Below are 14,301 nucleotides of genomic sequence, written 5' to 3' on the forward strand. Positions count from 1 at the left end.
AGTTATAAGTAGAAAGTTCCAAAAATTTGCAACATAATTTTTAGCCAGAGGGGCTAAACAATAGATATTAACACAAAAAAACCATCCGTCAGCCGACGGATGGTTTTCTATAATAAGATGAGTTGTCTTTCTTAAGATTCCGCACCTTTTTCTTCTTCCGAAGCTTCCTCTTCAGCAGCAGGTGCTTCAGCTTCAGGAGTTTCTTCAACTTCAGCAGTTGCCTCTTCTTCTGCTTCTTCAGCAGCGGCTTCAGCTTCAGCTTCTTTAACAGCAGCTTCGGCTTCGGCAGCTAATTCTGCTTCTCTTGCAGCAATAGCGGCAGCTCTTTCTTCGTTGACTTTCTTCTCAGCTTCCAGTTGTTTTTCAGCTTCTGCAGCGGCACTACCGGCCAAACGGTCGATTTTTGCCTGAATTTTAGCTTCTTTTGCTGCAATCCAGCTTTCTAAACGTTTTTCAGCTTCAGCTTCATCGAAAGCTCCTTTTTTAACTCCACCCATCAGGTGTTTTTTGTACATAACACCTTTGTAAGACAAAATTGCTCTTACAGTGTCGGTTGGTTGTGCGCCTTTAACAAGCCAGTCGTAAGCTTTGTCAAAATCGAGATCGATAGTAGCAGGATCAGTGTTAGGATTGTACGTGCCAATTCTTTCAATGTACCTGCCATCTCGTGGCGCCCTGCTATCAGCTACTACAATGTGGTAGTATGCGTAGCGTTTGCGACCGTGTCGCGCTAATCTCATTTTTACTGGCATAATTCTATTTTTTAATTTTGAAAAATGTGGCGCAAAGATAGTATAAATTTCTGTTCCTGAAACTTTTGCAATACAATTTTCAAAGTCGTTTCATTTCTTAACATCTGAACTCAGAAAACGACACCAAAATTAATTCTCGCCAGCCTGTGCTTTTGCAGCATCTACCATGTCTTCGTTAGCTGTAATGGTAAACTCTACCCTGCGGTTTTGAGCTTTTCCCTCTTTGGTATCGTTGGTTGCCCGCGGCTGCGATTCGCCCATTCCTACCGAACTTAAACGCAAAGCCTCAATTCCCTCCGATTTTAAAAAGCCAACAACCGATGCTGCACGCTTTTCCGATAAGGTTTGATTGTACGATTCGGCACCATCGCTGTCGGTATGTCCGAGGACCAGAATATCGGTATCCGGGTACTTATTAAATATCTCAACCAGTTTGCCCAGGTTGTTTTGCGAGGCACTTGTAAGCTTTGAACTATCAAACTCAAAACGCACATCAGCATTTTCGTCCAGAATTAACTGAATTCCTTCTTCGCTGCGCACCACCTCGGCACCGGGCATTGTTGTTTCAATTTCTTCGGCCTGTTTATCCATTTGTTTACCAATAATTGCACCGGCACCACCACCAACGGCAGCACCAACTAAAGCGCCTGCCGCACGGTTATCTTTTCCGCCAATTAAGGCACCTAAAGCAGCTCCAGCAGCTACACCGATTCCTGCACCTTTTTGCGAGCTGTTGGCATTTTGCAACGAGCTGCAACTATTTAAAAATATTCCTGCCACAAAAAGGACAAGTACCAATAATGTTTTATTCTTCATAACTGTGATCTTAATTTTTTACGAATTGATAATAAATTGAAATGATGTCGCCCTCGAACGAAGCATCCTGCGCCAAAACAAATTCGGTCTGCGATTCAGAAATTAATTTTAGCTTGTAACCGGCCGTTACATCTTTTGGCTTCACTCCATCGGGAATAAATTTCCATAAAAAGTAAATGTCCTGGCCATCTTCTTCCATAAACCATTTAATCGAATGCGTGGAATTCACACAAGCCACATCCATAAACGAGTAGGTGCCGGAATTGTTATTGCTGACAAAGCTCCACTCGCTGCCCTCGAAACAATCGGGCGATGCCTGGTTAAACAACTCTTTAATTTCCACTTTGTTTCCCTGATCGGTTGTAATCGACGACAATGTCCAGTTGCCTTTTAAACCTTTCTGCGAACTCCTGACTTGTTTTGTAGTGCTGCACGCCGCCAATAAAGCCACAAGCGCCAGCAAAAGAAATGTTTGTCTCATGTTTATTCTTTTAAATTTTGTATGTTTTGAGAACGGAATTTTTGTGTTCGTACAAGTTACGACAATCAATTTTGCATTCAAATACTTTAATTACAAAAACAAAAAAGGAGACATAATGTTGTATCTCCTTTTCTGTTTTTTTATGAAAGATTAGTGATACTATCACTTGGAGTGATAGCATCACCAGCCTCTTCAAATTATCTTTTTACATATTGTTGCTCGTAGTATTTCTGGTAATCGCCCGAAGTTACATTCTCGAGCCACGCGGTATTTTCGAGGTACCAGTCGATGGTAAGCTCAATACCTTCTTCAAACTGCAATGATGGCTCCCACCCCAGTTCGTTTTTAATCTTTGTGGCATCGATAGCATAACGTAAATCGTGGCCGGCGCGGTCTTTCACATAAGTGATCAGCTTTTCCGATTCGCCTTCAGGGCGGCCCAGTTTTTCATCCATTTTGCGGCACATCACCCGAATAAGGTCAATGTTTGTCCATTCGTTAAAACCACCAATATTGTAGGTTTCGCCGATTTCGCCTTTATGGAAAATTACATCGATGGCACGGGCATGATCAACCACCCACAACCAGTCGCGAACGTTTTCGCCTTTACCGTAAACCGGCAGCGGTTTGTTGTTTTTTATGTTATGAATAAAAAGCGGGATCAATTTCTCGGGAAACTGGAACGAACCATAGTTATTCGAGCAGTTTGAAATTACTGTTGGCACCCCAAAAGTATCGTTGTAAGCGCGAACAAAATGATCGGAACTGGCTTTTGATGCCGAATACGGACTGTGCGGATCGTATGCTGTTTTTTCGGTAAACATTCCTTCGTCGCCCAACGAGCCATACACCTCATCGGTTGAAATGTGGTAGAAACGTTTGCCTTCAAAATTATCCTTCCAGATATGTTTTGCAGCGTTCAGCAAGTTAACCGTGCCAATAACGTTGGTGAAAACAAACTCGGTAGGGTTCGAAATCGAACGATCAACATGCGATTCGGCAGCCAGGTGAATCACCCCGTCGAACTGACGTTCCTCAAACAGTTGCTGAATAAACCCGCTGTCGACAATATCTCCTTTTACAAATTCGTAATTGGGCTTGTTTTCAATATCTTTTAAATTATTGAGGTTTCCGGCATAAGTTAGTTTATCGAGGTTTACAATTTTGTAATCAGGGTAGTTATTTACAAATAAACGAACCACGTGAGATCCGATAAAACCAGCTCCACCAGTTATAAGTATTGTCTTGCTCATCTTTAATTGTTTTGAAAATCAAAAGTAGGCTTTTCGCCAGATATAGAAAAACGCATGTGTAAGAAAAATAGGATGGTCGATAGAGCATCAACCCTGGTTGTTCTTTTATCAACCTTAGTTGATTAGTTATCACCCTTGGTTGTTTCTTTATCAACTTTGGTTAATCTATCATCCTCCTTAGTTGTTATATATCCTACCTTAGTCGATTCTTGTTCATCCATGGTTGGTATTTATCATCTTTAGTTGATTTTCTATCAACTTAGGATGAATTGCTTTCATCCATAGTTGTTTCACAATCAACCAAGGTTGAAACGAAAACAGAAGAGGTTAATTAAAAATCAGAACAGGTAAAAACAGCGGGTAGTTACTTTCGCATCTTTCTGATTTGTTGAATAAGGGGATGGTCTTTGCCCAGCAGCCCCGCCATCAGGTCTACGGTTTTCGAAGCTTCTTTGTAGGCAACGGAAAGCTTTTTCTGCGACTTTCTGGTTGCATCTTTTAAGCGGGCAGCCGCATCAATTTGTTCGCCCTCGGCTTCCCGGGCCTCTTTTAATGTTTCTTTTAAGGTATTAATCCGGTCAGTCGGGTCAAAACCATGTTCGGTTAAAAGGTCGAAACTCTCCTTGGTAATAATTGCCATTTGATTAATAAAATCGCGCTTTTGTGCTTCTTTTAAATACGCCATTGAAATTGATTTTGGGTTTTACATCGTTTAAAGATGAGAAGTAATAGCTTATAAATGTAGTCAATAAAAATTCTATATTTATGTCACCTAAATTAAAAATTTAATGAGATTTAAATCTAAACCGGAACTTTTTACAGGGATTACAAGCGGTATATCAATAATCTTTCTGTTATTTTTCATTCAATTCTTATTCTTAAAAATTAATCCTTTTTCGTTTCCATCCCTGGCACTATCCATCGTGTTTGGTGGAATTACCGGATTTTTTATTGCGCTTCTGATTAACAAGAACCAGAAAAAAAACAGAAGCATACAGGAAAGTGAAGTTAAATTCAGAACACTGATTGATTTGTCGCTCGATGGAATATATGTGGAAAATGAGCGTGGGGAAATTTTGGATTGCAATACCATGGGACACAAAATGTTTGGTTACACCCGCGAAGAGATGCTACAGCTGTCGATACGAGATCTGGTTCCGGATGAATTTGCGGAAATGCTACCCGATATAATTCCGGAAGAAATGGCAACGGGTGAGTTTTATGTGGAACGCGTAAACAAAAAAAAGGACGGGACGATTTTCCCGACCGAGATAAATACCAAATTTATTAACCTTAACGGAGATAAACGTTTGATCGTTTATGTAAGAGACATCACCGAAAGGAAAAAAGCAGAGAACGAACTGAGAGAACTTATTGCCTCAAAAAACAAATTGTTTTCGGTTATCGGGCACGATCTGAGAGGCTTTTACAGCAATATCGTGAGTTTCTCGGATATATTACTTACCGAATCCGGATTGGAAAAAGAGCAGGATCAACAATTTCTTTCGCATATTCAGCAATCGGCGAAACAAGCCGACGAACTGCTTCAGAATATACTCGACTGGGCTTCGCTCGAAACCAACCAGATTAAATTTAATCCTGTTCTGGTATCGCTGAATAAGATCATCGGGGAGGTTAGTCTCCAGGTTTCGAACAGAGCCGAGTTAAAAGGTGTACGAATTATTAGCCAGGTACCTGACGATCTTTCGATTTATACGGATAAAAAATTTCTCAGCCCCATTTTGCGCAATCTGTTGGCCAATGCCATTAAATATTCGTTTGAAAAGGGAAATATTTATGTTGATTGCCAAATAAACGAAAACGATACTCCCGTAATTTCAGTTAAAGATGAAGGAACAGGAATGAACCCGGATAAGTTGCAGAATATTTTTAAAGAAGGTACTGCCGAATCGTTGCCGGGAACCGGGAATGAAAAAGGTACAGGCCTCGGACTAAAGATTTGCAAAGATTTTACCGAAAAACTTAAGGGTAATATTTATGTTGAATCAGCTATCGGAAAAGGAAGTACCTTTTACATTGAACTGCCACAGCCACAGCAAACAAACACCAAATAAAATCGCCGGGTAACGCTGCATAAGCTGCAAGTCGCCCGGCGAAATGTATGCAATTATGATTGTCTTACTTTATTCCACGTACCTTTTTTTCCCAGTTCCAGGCCGAAAGCAGGGTTTCTTCTGTCCCTTTCTCAGCTTTCCAGCCCAGTTCTTCGTTGGCAAAAGTAGTGTCGGCCCAAATTTTTTCGATATCGCCGGCACGTCGACCAACAATTTTATAATTCAGTTTAACGCCGGTTGCTTTTTCAAAACCGTTTACAATCTCCAACACCGACAAACCATTTCCGGTACCAAGGTTGAAAATTTCGTAGTTCTTTTTGTTTTTGCCTTCCAGCAGTCGCTCAATGGCAACAACGTGTGCTTTGGCCAAATCAACCACGTTAATGTAATCGCGAACGGCCGAACCGTCAACCGTATCGTAATCGTCGCCAAACACTTTTAACTCGTCGCGTAATCCGGCAGCTGTTTGAGTAATAAAGGGCACAAGGTTTTGTGGTACGCCCAGTGGAAGTTCGCCAATCAGTGCGGTTGGATGTGCTCCAATCGGGTTAAAATAGCGCAGTGCAATTCCTTTTAATTGCGGAAAAGCGGCAATGCTGTCGCTTAAAATATCTTCGTTCACACGTTTGGTGTTTCCATATGGCGACTCGGCGTCTTTGCGTGGCGTATCTTCAGTAACAGGCAACACATCAGGCTGTCCGTAAACCGTACACGACGACGAGAATACAATATTTGCCACATTGTATTTCAACTGGCAATCCAGCAGGTTCATCAACGAAACCAGGTTGTTGCGGTAGTACAACAAAGGTTTTTGCACCGATTCGCCAACTGCTTTCGAGGCTGCAAAATGAATAATTGCCTCGATATCGGAATTACGGCTAAAAAACTCGTCGGTTTTTGCAGCATCCGCTAAATCAAAGTGTTCGAATGCCGGTTTTATTCCTGAAATTTTTTCGATGTTATCCAGTACATCAATACTGGAGTTTGAAAGGTCGTCGACAATTACCACATCGTAGCCCGAAGCTTGTAATTCAACAACGGTGTGCGAACCAATGTACCCGGTTCCGCCTGTAACTAAAATCTTTTTTGCCATCACTTTTATTGATTTAGCCACCAAAAGTAGAAAAAAACGATACAGAAATCTACACTTTGCCCACTTGTTGAAGAGGCTTTTGTAAAAACTTAATTTTTGGGCAGTTGCAGTTTACCCTATGTTTTGTAATTTTACCGCCTAAATTCATTCAAGTGAGCTTCGGAAAAGAAATATACACACTTCTGTTACAGCACGATATTGTAATCATTCCCGGATTGGGGGCTTTTGTTTCGGAATACCGGCCGGCAGAAATCAGCGATGAGAGCGACGAGATTAAACCTCCGTCGAAAACCATTTCGTTTAACGGGCAACTAAAAAACAACGACGGTTTACTGGTTGGTCATATTGCCGAAAAACTGCATATATCGCATTTTAATGCATTGGTTCGTATTGAAAAAGAACGCGACGAGATGCTTTTTAAACTCGACAAAGGCGACAAGGTTTTTGTTGAAGGAGTGGGTGCGCTTTCGCACAACGAACAGGGAGAAATTGTTTTTGAGGCCTCGGAAGAAGAGAATATGCTGCTCGATTCGTTTGGCCTTGGTGCCATGTCGATAAGCGAGCCCGAGCCTGTGGAAATACAGGAAGAAGAAACCGTTGAAACCACAGAGGAAGAAACTGCTGTTGTGGAAGAACAACCAAAGGTTAAGCTGGAAGCATCAGAGCCCGAACCACAACAGAAACAACCTGTTACCAAAGAGACGGTAATTGAAGAGCCGGAAATAAAAGAAGTTAAACAGGAAGTTCAAACAAAGGAAAAAGAAGCAAAAAAGAGAAAGCCTTGGCTGTTTCTGTTCATAATTATTCCTTTACTTGCCGTTGCTGTTTTTATTTATTTGAAAGGATTTAACAACACCGATGGAGACAAGAACCAAAAGCGGCCTCCAACAAAAACTACCGAAGAATTGACTATTGAACAAGCACCGGTTGCTGTTGATACTGCCTCAACAGACTCGGTATTAATAGCCGCAGAAGACTCGACGTTGGCTGCTGATACCACTCAAAACATTACCGAAGCTGTTGAAATGAAGAATGAAGAACAGGACTCGATGAAGTATTACCTGGTTGGCGGAAGCTTTTCGGTAAAAGAAAATGCCGATAATTATTTGCTCGAATTGCAGCAAAAAGGATACGAAGCCTTTCATGTTGGGAAAAAAGGTCGTTTCTTTATTGTAGGTATTGCCGGCTACAAAACTTTTAGCGAGGCCGATGCTGCAAAAGTGAAATATATGGAAGACAATCCGGGGTCGGAAGTTTGGGTTTACAGAAAATAAACATTTACACTTATCTCAAATAATCGTAAATGACTGAAAAAAAGGAGCGGATTGATAGAACAAAACAACATTTTAATTAATATTGGGTTACTATTTAACAGTTAATCCATTAAAATAATAAACAACTCAACGCTAATTAAAAACTGTAACTATGAATATAGCGCTCTGGATTATCCAAATTATTATTGCCGCTCTCTTTCTTACTACAGGTTCGCTGAAACTTGTTTTGACCAAAGACAACCTGATAAAAGTTTTCGAATGGATCGAAGATTTCACCGAACAGCGACTGCGGTTAATTGGAGCGTTTGAAGTACTGGGCGGATTAGGGCTTTTCCTTCCGGGCGTTTATTCTACACTCCAAATTTTAATCCCCATTGCGGCCATCGGACTTACCATTATTATGGTTATGGCCTCCTTTGTGCATTCAAAAAGAAAAGAAACAAAAGACCTGATATTTAATATCATCGTTTTGGTTCTGCTTTTGCTTGTTGTTGCCGGACGATTATTCCTGATTAGGTTATAGCCACTCCCCTTTAATTCGGTTCGTTTTTATTGATTATAAAGTTCAGCTAAAGTTAGCTGTGCGTATAACTATTTATGGTTACGCTTCGTACATAATGAAACCATTTTGAACATAGTATTAACAAAAAAAACGAAAGTTATGCCTAACAGCGTTTACAAAATTGTTGAGCTGATTGGAAGCAGTCCCGTTTCGTGGGAGCAAGCAGCACAAAATGCCATAAGCACGGCATCAAAATCATTACGCGATTTACGAATTGCAGAAGTATGCCAAATGGACATTCATATTACCGAAGGTGAAATTGAATGTTATCGTGTAAAACTAAAAGTATCGTTTAAGTACGAAAACTAATCAGTTGCAGAAAACATTCCCCAAACGAATTCGCTTGAAGCATCCGAAACAATTCCCGGAGTAGCTTTCGGGAGACAAATGGTTTTGGCTGTAAATCCCTGTATTATAAAAAACAAAGCCGGCAATCAATCTTACCGGCTTTATCATTTATATAATTTTAATGGTTTCTCCCATTATCTCGAGCACATCGCCTTTCACCAGTTTGGCTCTTTTTCTGAACTCGGGCTCGCCATTGCGGATAACTTCGCCATCACCGACAATGATTTTTGCATGGCCTCCCGTTTGCGCAAATCGCAAAAGCTTCAACAGTTTTACCAGTTCAATATATTCGGTGCTCAACTGAAATTCGCGCATTATATTCCAAGTTTTGATTTTACCGCATCAGGAATGGCATCTTTGTGTACCATAATTCCGATGGTTTTCAGGCGCACGTAATCTTCCGTCATGTGCAGGTAACCACCATAAGCGTTACTTTCGGCACCCCACGAGTTTTTGGTGTAGAAACAATCTTTTCCCTCTGCATCTTTCGATAAACCAACCAGGTGCATCAGGTGGTCGTCGGTTGTTGTACGGTCGTAAAATGTTTTCTGGCGTTCCTTCTGATTTACTTTTCCCTGCAGTTTTTTCGCCACATCGGCTTTGCCCTCTTTGTGCACAAAGGTTTCTTCGCTGGTGTCGCCGTCCCAGGCAATACTAAAACCGTTGTTCAGTGCATAATACATAACCTCCAACAATTCATCAATTGGCAGATTGTAGTAGGATTCGTGTGCCCAGTTATCGGGGACCTCAACAATGCACTGCGACCAAAACGGGTGGTGACTGAACGAAGTAAGCTCCACATAATCATCCGCATTTATTTCAAATTTATCGCGAAGTTCCAATGCCGTATATTTTTTGCCTTCCAGCTCCACTTTCTCCGGCAACTTGCCCAACTCGTTTTTTAAGGCCGACTTCAATTCTTTTAGATCGGACACATCGATTTGGCCTCTTTTCTCCTTGTCAATCTTATCCGTTTCATCGCGAAGCTCTTTTACCAATGCTGAGTGGTTGTATTTTCCATCTTTCTGGATTCCGGGAAATTCATCGTATAACATCACACCCTGGTCTGCCACAACTTTTAATACATCGTGCGACAAACTTCCTTCTCCGAAATTGTTTTTACCGTGATAAAGCAGGTACTGAAACGCCTTGTTTTTATAGTTGTAATACACAAAAAACATCTCCGACAAATTGGTTTCAGGAAATCCTTTGCGCATAATCTCCGATTCCAAAAAACTGGTTGTGGCAAAACTCCAGCAGGTTCCGGTACGCCCCTGGCTGATAACCGGTGTATGCTTCACCTCTTTTACGATGGTAAAATCTTCTTTCTCTCCCTCTGCGTAAACAGCTGAAAACATCAGTAATAACGCAGCGAACATTGACAATAATTTCATAATAGTGCTTATAAATTTTTTAATTCTTCTTTTAACTTTTTGGTGAGGCTCGCAACAATCAAATCATACGATTCGTCAATCATTTCAGCCATCAGTTTTGACGGAACTGTTCCGTTCAATTCGATGGTATTCCACATTTGTTTATGCAAATGATAGCCCTCGTAGATAGCCGGAAATTGTGCCCTCAGCTCAATATTTTTATCCGGATCGTTTTTTAAGCTCACGCGGTGATCATCGAGACCCAGCAAACAAAACATTTTGTTCATCACCTTAAAAACCAAAGTGGTTTCATCAAAAGGAAAGCTTTCAGTAACTCCCTTTTTCTGGATGCAATATTCGCGGATCTCTTCAATATTCATGATACATTCATTGGAAGGTCTAAAAATAGTAGAATCGGAAAGAAATAAAAATGATGTGGTGGTTAAAAATTGAATGTTAATTATTCATTCTTCATTCACCCCACTGTCTCACCGTGTTCGACATCTCCCCTCGAGGGGAGAACTAAAGAGTGGTGACTTTTGAATAACCCTGAATTTTCGCCACTTTACATAGTAGGATAAAAAGCATCTTTAAAATGCTCCAGCTCGTGACCTTGCTGAAAGAAAATTACAGTGATTACATCGAAACGAGTGTCCAGCTCGCTCTCGTGTTCAATAATGTAGGCATCCGCAGCTTCAACAATGCGTTTAATTTTTGAGTTGGTCACCGCTTCCGACGGATGCTCGTATCGTAATCCTGACCGTGCTTTTACTTCTACAATTACCAGCTCGTCGCCATCCTGCGCAACAATATCAAGCTCCAAATGCCCGTGGTACCAGTTGGTGGCTTTAATCTCGTAACCCAGCTTTCGGAGATAATCCTGTGCCAGGCCCTCAGCCAAATCACCTAATTCGCGTGTTGATACCATGTAATACTGCGTTTAAAGTTCAGTGTTCAAGGTAAAAGTAAAAAGGCAAAAGAACAAAGGAGAAAAGCAATTTTACATTTTAGCCGCTTAGCAATTCTTTGGTTCTCACACCATCTCAATGCTCAATCCTCATCCATCTTTTTCAATCCAGTTGATTTTACCACAGAGTTACTCCGAGAAGTAAAAGAGCTGCACAGAGGGAAAAAACAAACGGTTTTGGGCTACAATTTATCAATTTTACAATTCAGCAATCACCAATATCCTCTCGCGGTTTCGATTCTGATAATCTCACACTTTCAGTGCTCAATCTCCTTTCAATCTCAACCTGGTTCCGCTTTCAGCAACTTCCAGTTCCCAATCGCGGCCAAAAGCAAGTGCCAGGTTCTTTTTATCGTGTCCTCCCGGAAATCCGTAGCAAACGGGGTAGTCAAACTCTTTCACTGCTTCGGTAAAAATCTCATGCACCGTTTGCCCAAAAGGCGATTCATTGTCTTTCATATCCGTATAATCACCCAAAATCAATCCGGCCAGATTATCCAGTTTCCCGCTTAATTTCAGTTGATGAACCATACGATCAGTGTGATACAAAAACTCATCAATATCTTCCAGAAAAAGGATTTTACCCGTTGTATCAATGTCATATTTAGTGCCGCTTAAACTGGTAACTATCGACAAATTTCCACCAACCAGTGGCCCGGCAGCTGTGCCCTGACGATCAAATTCAGTGGCATCAACACCGTAACTGATCCCCTCGCCTTTTAGCAGTGCCATCATCGAAGTCAAATCCTCGCGCGGTTCACCTTTGTCATCAAAAAAGTAGCGCGGCATCACTCCGTGGATTGTAGGAACTTCAATATTATGCAGGCGCGAATGCAAAATGGTAATGTCGCTAAAACCTACCAGCCACTTTGGGTTTTTAAGAAATTGATTAAAATCGAGCTGTTCGATAATACGCACCGTTCCGTAGCCGCCACGCGAGCATATTATCGCATCGCAATCGGGGTCGTCAAGTGCTTCCTGCACATCGGCAGCACGTTGTTCATCGGTTCCGGCAAACTGGAAATGCCGGGCAAAAACATGCCGACCTAATTTTACAGTGTAACCTTGCTTTTCCAGCCAGTTAACAGCTGGCATCACATGTTTTTCATCAATTTTTCCGGCCGGAGAAACGATTCGGATTGTGGAGCCAGGTTGTATGAATTTTGGTGTAATCATATTTTCTGTTTGAAGTTTGAAGATCGAAGCGGAAAGTATATCCATACATCGAAACGCTTTAACTAAATTGTAAAAATACAAAGTAAATGGTAAACAACATTAAAGCGTTAACAGCTCAAACAACTCGTCCACATCCTCAGCAAAATAATTGGGATTGGCCGCGCGTAAATCGGCCTCTTTTCCAAAACCGTAGCCCACTGCAATGGTCGAAATTTCGTTTTCGTTACCGCCTTCAATATCGAAAACCGTATCGCCCACCATTACAATTTCTTCCGATGGTACCAGTTGTTGCATGGTCAGCACATCAGCAATAATTTTATTCTTCGTAGCCTTTTTTGCATGATAATCCGCCCCTTTTAACTGAATAATGTAGCGGTCCATTTCAAAATGTTCGATAATCTTGTTGGCATACTTTTCCAGTTTTGCGGTGGCTACATACATTCGTTTTCCCTGCGCATCCAGTTCGGCCATCAACTCCATAATTCCATCGTACGGAATGTTTTGATGCCAACCGTGTTCGCCATAATATTCACGGAAATAATCAACGGCCAGTTTTGTGTCGCGTTCGTTCATTCCAAACTGCGTGCTAAAACCCCACTGCAGTGGCGGTCCGATAAATGTATCCAGAATATCTTCGTGGTAACCGTCTACCTGCATTTGCTCCAGCGCATATTTCAGCGAGTTTTTTATGCCCAGCGTATTGTCGGTGAGCGTACCGTCGAGATCGAATATAATGTGTGAAAATTGTGCCATTCAACTAAAATTTTTGCGAAGGTAATAGTTTTAAATTTGCTCCCTGAATTTTGTTATCTTTGCAGCCCTAAAATCAGTTAAAAATGGAATCGCCAGAAATGATAAAATTCGAGGCGTGAGAAATTTTAAAACCGGAGTCTACTGAAGTAAATGAGGATTTTAAAATTTTATAACAACGAAGAAGTTTGCATTTATCGCGATTCCGCCAAAATAGAATTATGAGTAAGTTCAAACGTACCCTAATTACCACAGCACTGCCTTATGCCAATGGTCCGATCCACATCGGTCACCTTGCCGGAGTTTATGTTCCTGCCGATATTTATGCACGCTACCTTCGCATGAAAAACGAAGATGTAATTATGATTGGTGGATCTGACGAGCACGGTGTACCCATTACGCTGAAGGCTAAAAACGAGGGCATTACACCGCAGGATGTGGTTGACCGCTTTCACGGAATTATTAAGGATTCGTTCGAGAAATTTGGTATTTCGTTTGACGTTTACTCACGCACAAGTTCTCCGGTTCATCACGAAACGGCTTCTGCGTTTTTTAAGAAATTGTACGACGAAGGTAAGTTTGTTGAGAAAACTTCGTAGCAATATTACGACGAAGCCAACAACCAGTTTTTGGCCGACCGTTACATTATTGGTACCTGCCCAAAATGTAGCTTTGAAAAAGCTTACGGCGACCAGTGCGAGAGCTGCGGAACTTCGTTAAGCCCAACCGAGCTGATCAATCCAACATCAACCATTAGCGGAAACCAACCGGTTTTAAAAGAAACTACACACTGGTACCTACCGCTCGACCAGTACGAACCATGGTTGAAAGAGTGGATTTTGGAAGGACACAAAGAATGGAAAACCAACGTTTACGGTCAGTGTAAATCGTGGATCGACAGTGGACTAATGCCACGTGCCGTAACGCGCGACCTCGACTGGGGTGTTCCTGTTCCGGTTGAAGGCGTTGAAGGAAAAGTGTTGTACGTTTGGTTTGATGCACCTATCGGTTACATTTCGGCAACAAAAGAATTGACCGAAGACTGGGAAACCTACTGGAAAGATCCGGAAACCCGCATGTTGCATTTCATCGGAAAAGACAACATTGTTTTCCACTGTATTATTTTCCCAAGTATGTTGAAGGCTGAAGGAACATTCAACCTGCCGGAAAACGTGCCGGCCAACGAGTTCCTGAACCTGGAGAACGATAAAATTTCAACATCAAGAAACTGGGCCGTTTGGTTGCACGAGTACCTGGAAGAATTTCCGGGGAAAGAAGATGTGCTGAAATATGTACTGACCGCCAATGCGCCGGAAACAAAAGACAACGATTTTACCTGGAAAGATTTCCAGAACCGCAATAACAACGAGTTGGTAGCCGT

Annotated in this window: 16 protein-coding genes and 1 pseudogene; 5 read left to right on the top strand and 12 right to left on the bottom strand. The window is 41.6% G+C overall.

All coding sequences use genetic code 11. The annotated features are described in order from the left end of the window. Positions 1 to 131 precede the first annotated feature (131 nt). The 5 genes from ABZB17_RS04845 to ABZB17_RS04865 form a co-directional block, all read right to left on the bottom strand. Positions 132 to 752 carry a 30S ribosomal protein S16 gene (locus ABZB17_RS04845; RefSeq protein ID WP_372648358.1) on the bottom strand — a complete coding sequence of 207 codons (621 nt, stop codon included), beginning with the start codon at positions 750 to 752 and terminating at the stop codon, positions 132 to 134. Positions 753 to 881: 129 nt separating this feature from the next. Further along, positions 882 to 1,568 carry an OmpA family protein gene (locus ABZB17_RS04850; RefSeq protein ID WP_372648359.1) on the bottom strand — a complete coding sequence of 229 codons (687 nt, stop codon included), beginning with the start codon at positions 1,566 to 1,568 and terminating at the stop codon, positions 882 to 884. A 10-nt stretch (positions 1,569 to 1,578) separates the two neighbouring features. Continuing rightward, complete coding sequence (locus ABZB17_RS04855; RefSeq protein WP_372648360.1) at positions 1,579 to 2,049, bottom strand: lipocalin family protein; 471 nt, start codon at positions 2,047 to 2,049, stop codon at positions 1,579 to 1,581. Between the two features lie 197 nt (positions 2,050 to 2,246). Continuing rightward, positions 2,247 to 3,302: a dTDP-glucose 4,6-dehydratase gene (gene rfbB / locus ABZB17_RS04860; protein ID WP_372648361.1), complete on the bottom strand. Its 1,056-nt coding sequence runs from the start codon at positions 3,300 to 3,302 to the stop codon at positions 2,247 to 2,249. A gap of 364 nt (positions 3,303 to 3,666) precedes the next feature. Next, positions 3,667 to 3,987 carry a hypothetical protein gene (locus ABZB17_RS04865; protein ID WP_372648362.1) on the bottom strand — a complete coding sequence of 107 codons (321 nt, stop codon included), beginning with the start codon at positions 3,985 to 3,987 and terminating at the stop codon, positions 3,667 to 3,669. A gap of 103 nt (positions 3,988 to 4,090) precedes the next feature. On the opposite strand from ABZB17_RS04865, the gene ABZB17_RS04870 reads away from it, so the two are divergent. Continuing rightward, positions 4,091 to 5,377 carry an ATP-binding protein gene (locus tag ABZB17_RS04870; RefSeq protein ID WP_372648363.1) on the top strand — a complete coding sequence of 429 codons (1,287 nt, stop codon included), beginning with the start codon at positions 4,091 to 4,093 and terminating at the stop codon, positions 5,375 to 5,377. A gap of 64 nt (positions 5,378 to 5,441) precedes the next feature. On the opposite strand, the gene galE is transcribed toward ABZB17_RS04870, so the two are convergent. Then, entirely contained in the window at positions 5,442 to 6,470 is a 1,029-nt protein-coding gene (gene galE, locus ABZB17_RS04875) for a UDP-glucose 4-epimerase GalE (RefSeq protein WP_372648364.1), read from the bottom strand. Between the two features lie 152 nt (positions 6,471 to 6,622). Between galE and ABZB17_RS04880 the strand changes: the two genes are divergently transcribed. From ABZB17_RS04880 to ABZB17_RS04890, 3 genes are all read left to right on the top strand, one after another. Beyond that, a complete protein-coding gene (locus tag ABZB17_RS04880; protein ID WP_372648365.1) occupies positions 6,623 to 7,744 on the top strand; it encodes an SPOR domain-containing protein in 1,122 nt (373 codons plus the stop codon). A gap of 151 nt (positions 7,745 to 7,895) precedes the next feature. After that, positions 7,896 to 8,267 (top strand): DoxX family protein, encoded by a 372-nt coding sequence (locus ABZB17_RS04885; RefSeq protein WP_372648366.1) that lies wholly within the window; start codon positions 7,896 to 7,898, stop codon positions 8,265 to 8,267. A gap of 138 nt (positions 8,268 to 8,405) precedes the next feature. Beyond that, positions 8,406 to 8,615 (top strand): dodecin family protein, encoded by a 210-nt coding sequence (locus ABZB17_RS04890; protein ID WP_045031599.1) that lies wholly within the window; start codon positions 8,406 to 8,408, stop codon positions 8,613 to 8,615. A gap of 147 nt (positions 8,616 to 8,762) precedes the next feature. Here the strand turns inward: ABZB17_RS04890 and ABZB17_RS04895 are convergent, their stop codons facing one another. From ABZB17_RS04895 to ABZB17_RS04920, 6 genes are all read right to left on the bottom strand, one after another. After that, positions 8,763 to 8,969, bottom strand: a complete 207-nt coding sequence (locus ABZB17_RS04895; RefSeq protein ID WP_372648367.1) for an RNA-binding S4 domain-containing protein — start codon at positions 8,967 to 8,969, stop codon at positions 8,763 to 8,765. Next, positions 8,969 to 10,048 carry a C1 family peptidase gene (locus tag ABZB17_RS04900; RefSeq protein WP_372648368.1) on the bottom strand — a complete coding sequence of 360 codons (1,080 nt, stop codon included), beginning with the start codon at positions 10,046 to 10,048 and terminating at the stop codon, positions 8,969 to 8,971. The genes ABZB17_RS04895 and ABZB17_RS04900 overlap by 1 nt, the downstream gene beginning before the upstream one ends. Positions 10,049 to 10,056: 8 nt before the next feature. Next, a complete protein-coding gene (locus ABZB17_RS04905) occupies positions 10,057 to 10,407 on the bottom strand; it encodes an MmcQ/YjbR family DNA-binding protein (RefSeq protein WP_372648369.1) in 351 nt (116 codons plus the stop codon). Positions 10,408 to 10,592: 185 nt separating this feature from the next. Beyond that, a complete protein-coding gene (locus tag ABZB17_RS04910) occupies positions 10,593 to 10,955 on the bottom strand; it encodes a YraN family protein (RefSeq protein ID WP_045031588.1) in 363 nt (120 codons plus the stop codon). A 303-nt stretch (positions 10,956 to 11,258) separates the two neighbouring features. Further along, a complete protein-coding gene (locus ABZB17_RS04915) occupies positions 11,259 to 12,215 on the bottom strand; it encodes an LD-carboxypeptidase (protein WP_372648370.1) in 957 nt (318 codons plus the stop codon). Between the two features lie 54 nt (positions 12,216 to 12,269). Next, on the bottom strand, positions 12,270 to 12,923 hold the full coding sequence (locus ABZB17_RS04920; RefSeq protein WP_372648372.1) for an HAD hydrolase-like protein: 654 nt from the start codon (positions 12,921 to 12,923) through the stop codon (positions 12,270 to 12,272). Positions 12,924 to 13,141: 218 nt separating this feature from the next. On the opposite strand from ABZB17_RS04920, the pseudogene metG reads away from it, so the two are divergent. Beyond that, positions 13,142 to 14,301: pseudogene (gene metG / locus ABZB17_RS04925) on the top strand (methionine--tRNA ligase); the annotation flags it as partial.

This window comes from Draconibacterium sp. (genome assembly GCF_041583095.1).
Taxonomy (GTDB): Bacteria; Bacteroidota; Bacteroidia; order Bacteroidales; family Prolixibacteraceae; genus Draconibacterium.

Bases quoted from the DNA above. Each gene is read 5' to 3' on its own strand.
- ABZB17_RS04845 (WP_372648358.1), bottom strand. From the start codon at position 752: ATGCCAGTAAAAATGAGATTAGCGCGACACGGTCGCAAACGCTACGCA.
- ABZB17_RS04850 (WP_372648359.1), bottom strand. From the start codon at position 1,568: ATGAAGAATAAAACATTATTGGTACTTGTCCTTTTTGTGGCAGGAATA.
- ABZB17_RS04855 (WP_372648360.1), bottom strand. From the start codon at position 2,049: ATGAGACAAACATTTCTTTTGCTGGCGCTTGTGGCTTTATTGGCGGCG.
- rfbB (WP_372648361.1), bottom strand. From the start codon at position 3,302: ATGAGCAAGACAATACTTATAACTGGTGGAGCTGGTTTTATCGGATCT.
- ABZB17_RS04865 (WP_372648362.1), bottom strand. From the start codon at position 3,987: ATGGCGTATTTAAAAGAAGCACAAAAGCGCGATTTTATTAATCAAATG.
- ABZB17_RS04870 (WP_372648363.1), top strand. From the start codon at position 4,091: ATGAGATTTAAATCTAAACCGGAACTTTTTACAGGGATTACAAGCGGT.
- galE (WP_372648364.1), bottom strand. From the start codon at position 6,470: ATGGCAAAAAAGATTTTAGTTACAGGCGGAACCGGGTACATTGGTTCG.
- ABZB17_RS04885 (WP_372648366.1), top strand. From the start codon at position 7,896: ATGAATATAGCGCTCTGGATTATCCAAATTATTATTGCCGCTCTCTTT.
- ABZB17_RS04890 (WP_045031599.1), top strand. From the start codon at position 8,406: ATGCCTAACAGCGTTTACAAAATTGTTGAGCTGATTGGAAGCAGTCCC.
- ABZB17_RS04895 (WP_372648367.1), bottom strand. From the start codon at position 8,969: ATGCGCGAATTTCAGTTGAGCACCGAATATATTGAACTGGTAAAACTG.
- ABZB17_RS04900 (WP_372648368.1), bottom strand. From the start codon at position 10,048: ATGAAATTATTGTCAATGTTCGCTGCGTTATTACTGATGTTTTCAGCT.
- ABZB17_RS04905 (WP_372648369.1), bottom strand. From the start codon at position 10,407: ATGAATATTGAAGAGATCCGCGAATATTGCATCCAGAAAAAGGGAGTT.
- ABZB17_RS04910 (WP_045031588.1), bottom strand. From the start codon at position 10,955: ATGGTATCAACACGCGAATTAGGTGATTTGGCTGAGGGCCTGGCACAG.
- ABZB17_RS04915 (WP_372648370.1), bottom strand. From the start codon at position 12,215: ATGGATATACTTTCCGCTTCGATCTTCAAACTTCAAACAGAAAATATG.
- ABZB17_RS04920 (WP_372648372.1), bottom strand. From the start codon at position 12,923: ATGGCACAATTTTCACACATTATATTCGATCTCGACGGTACGCTCACC.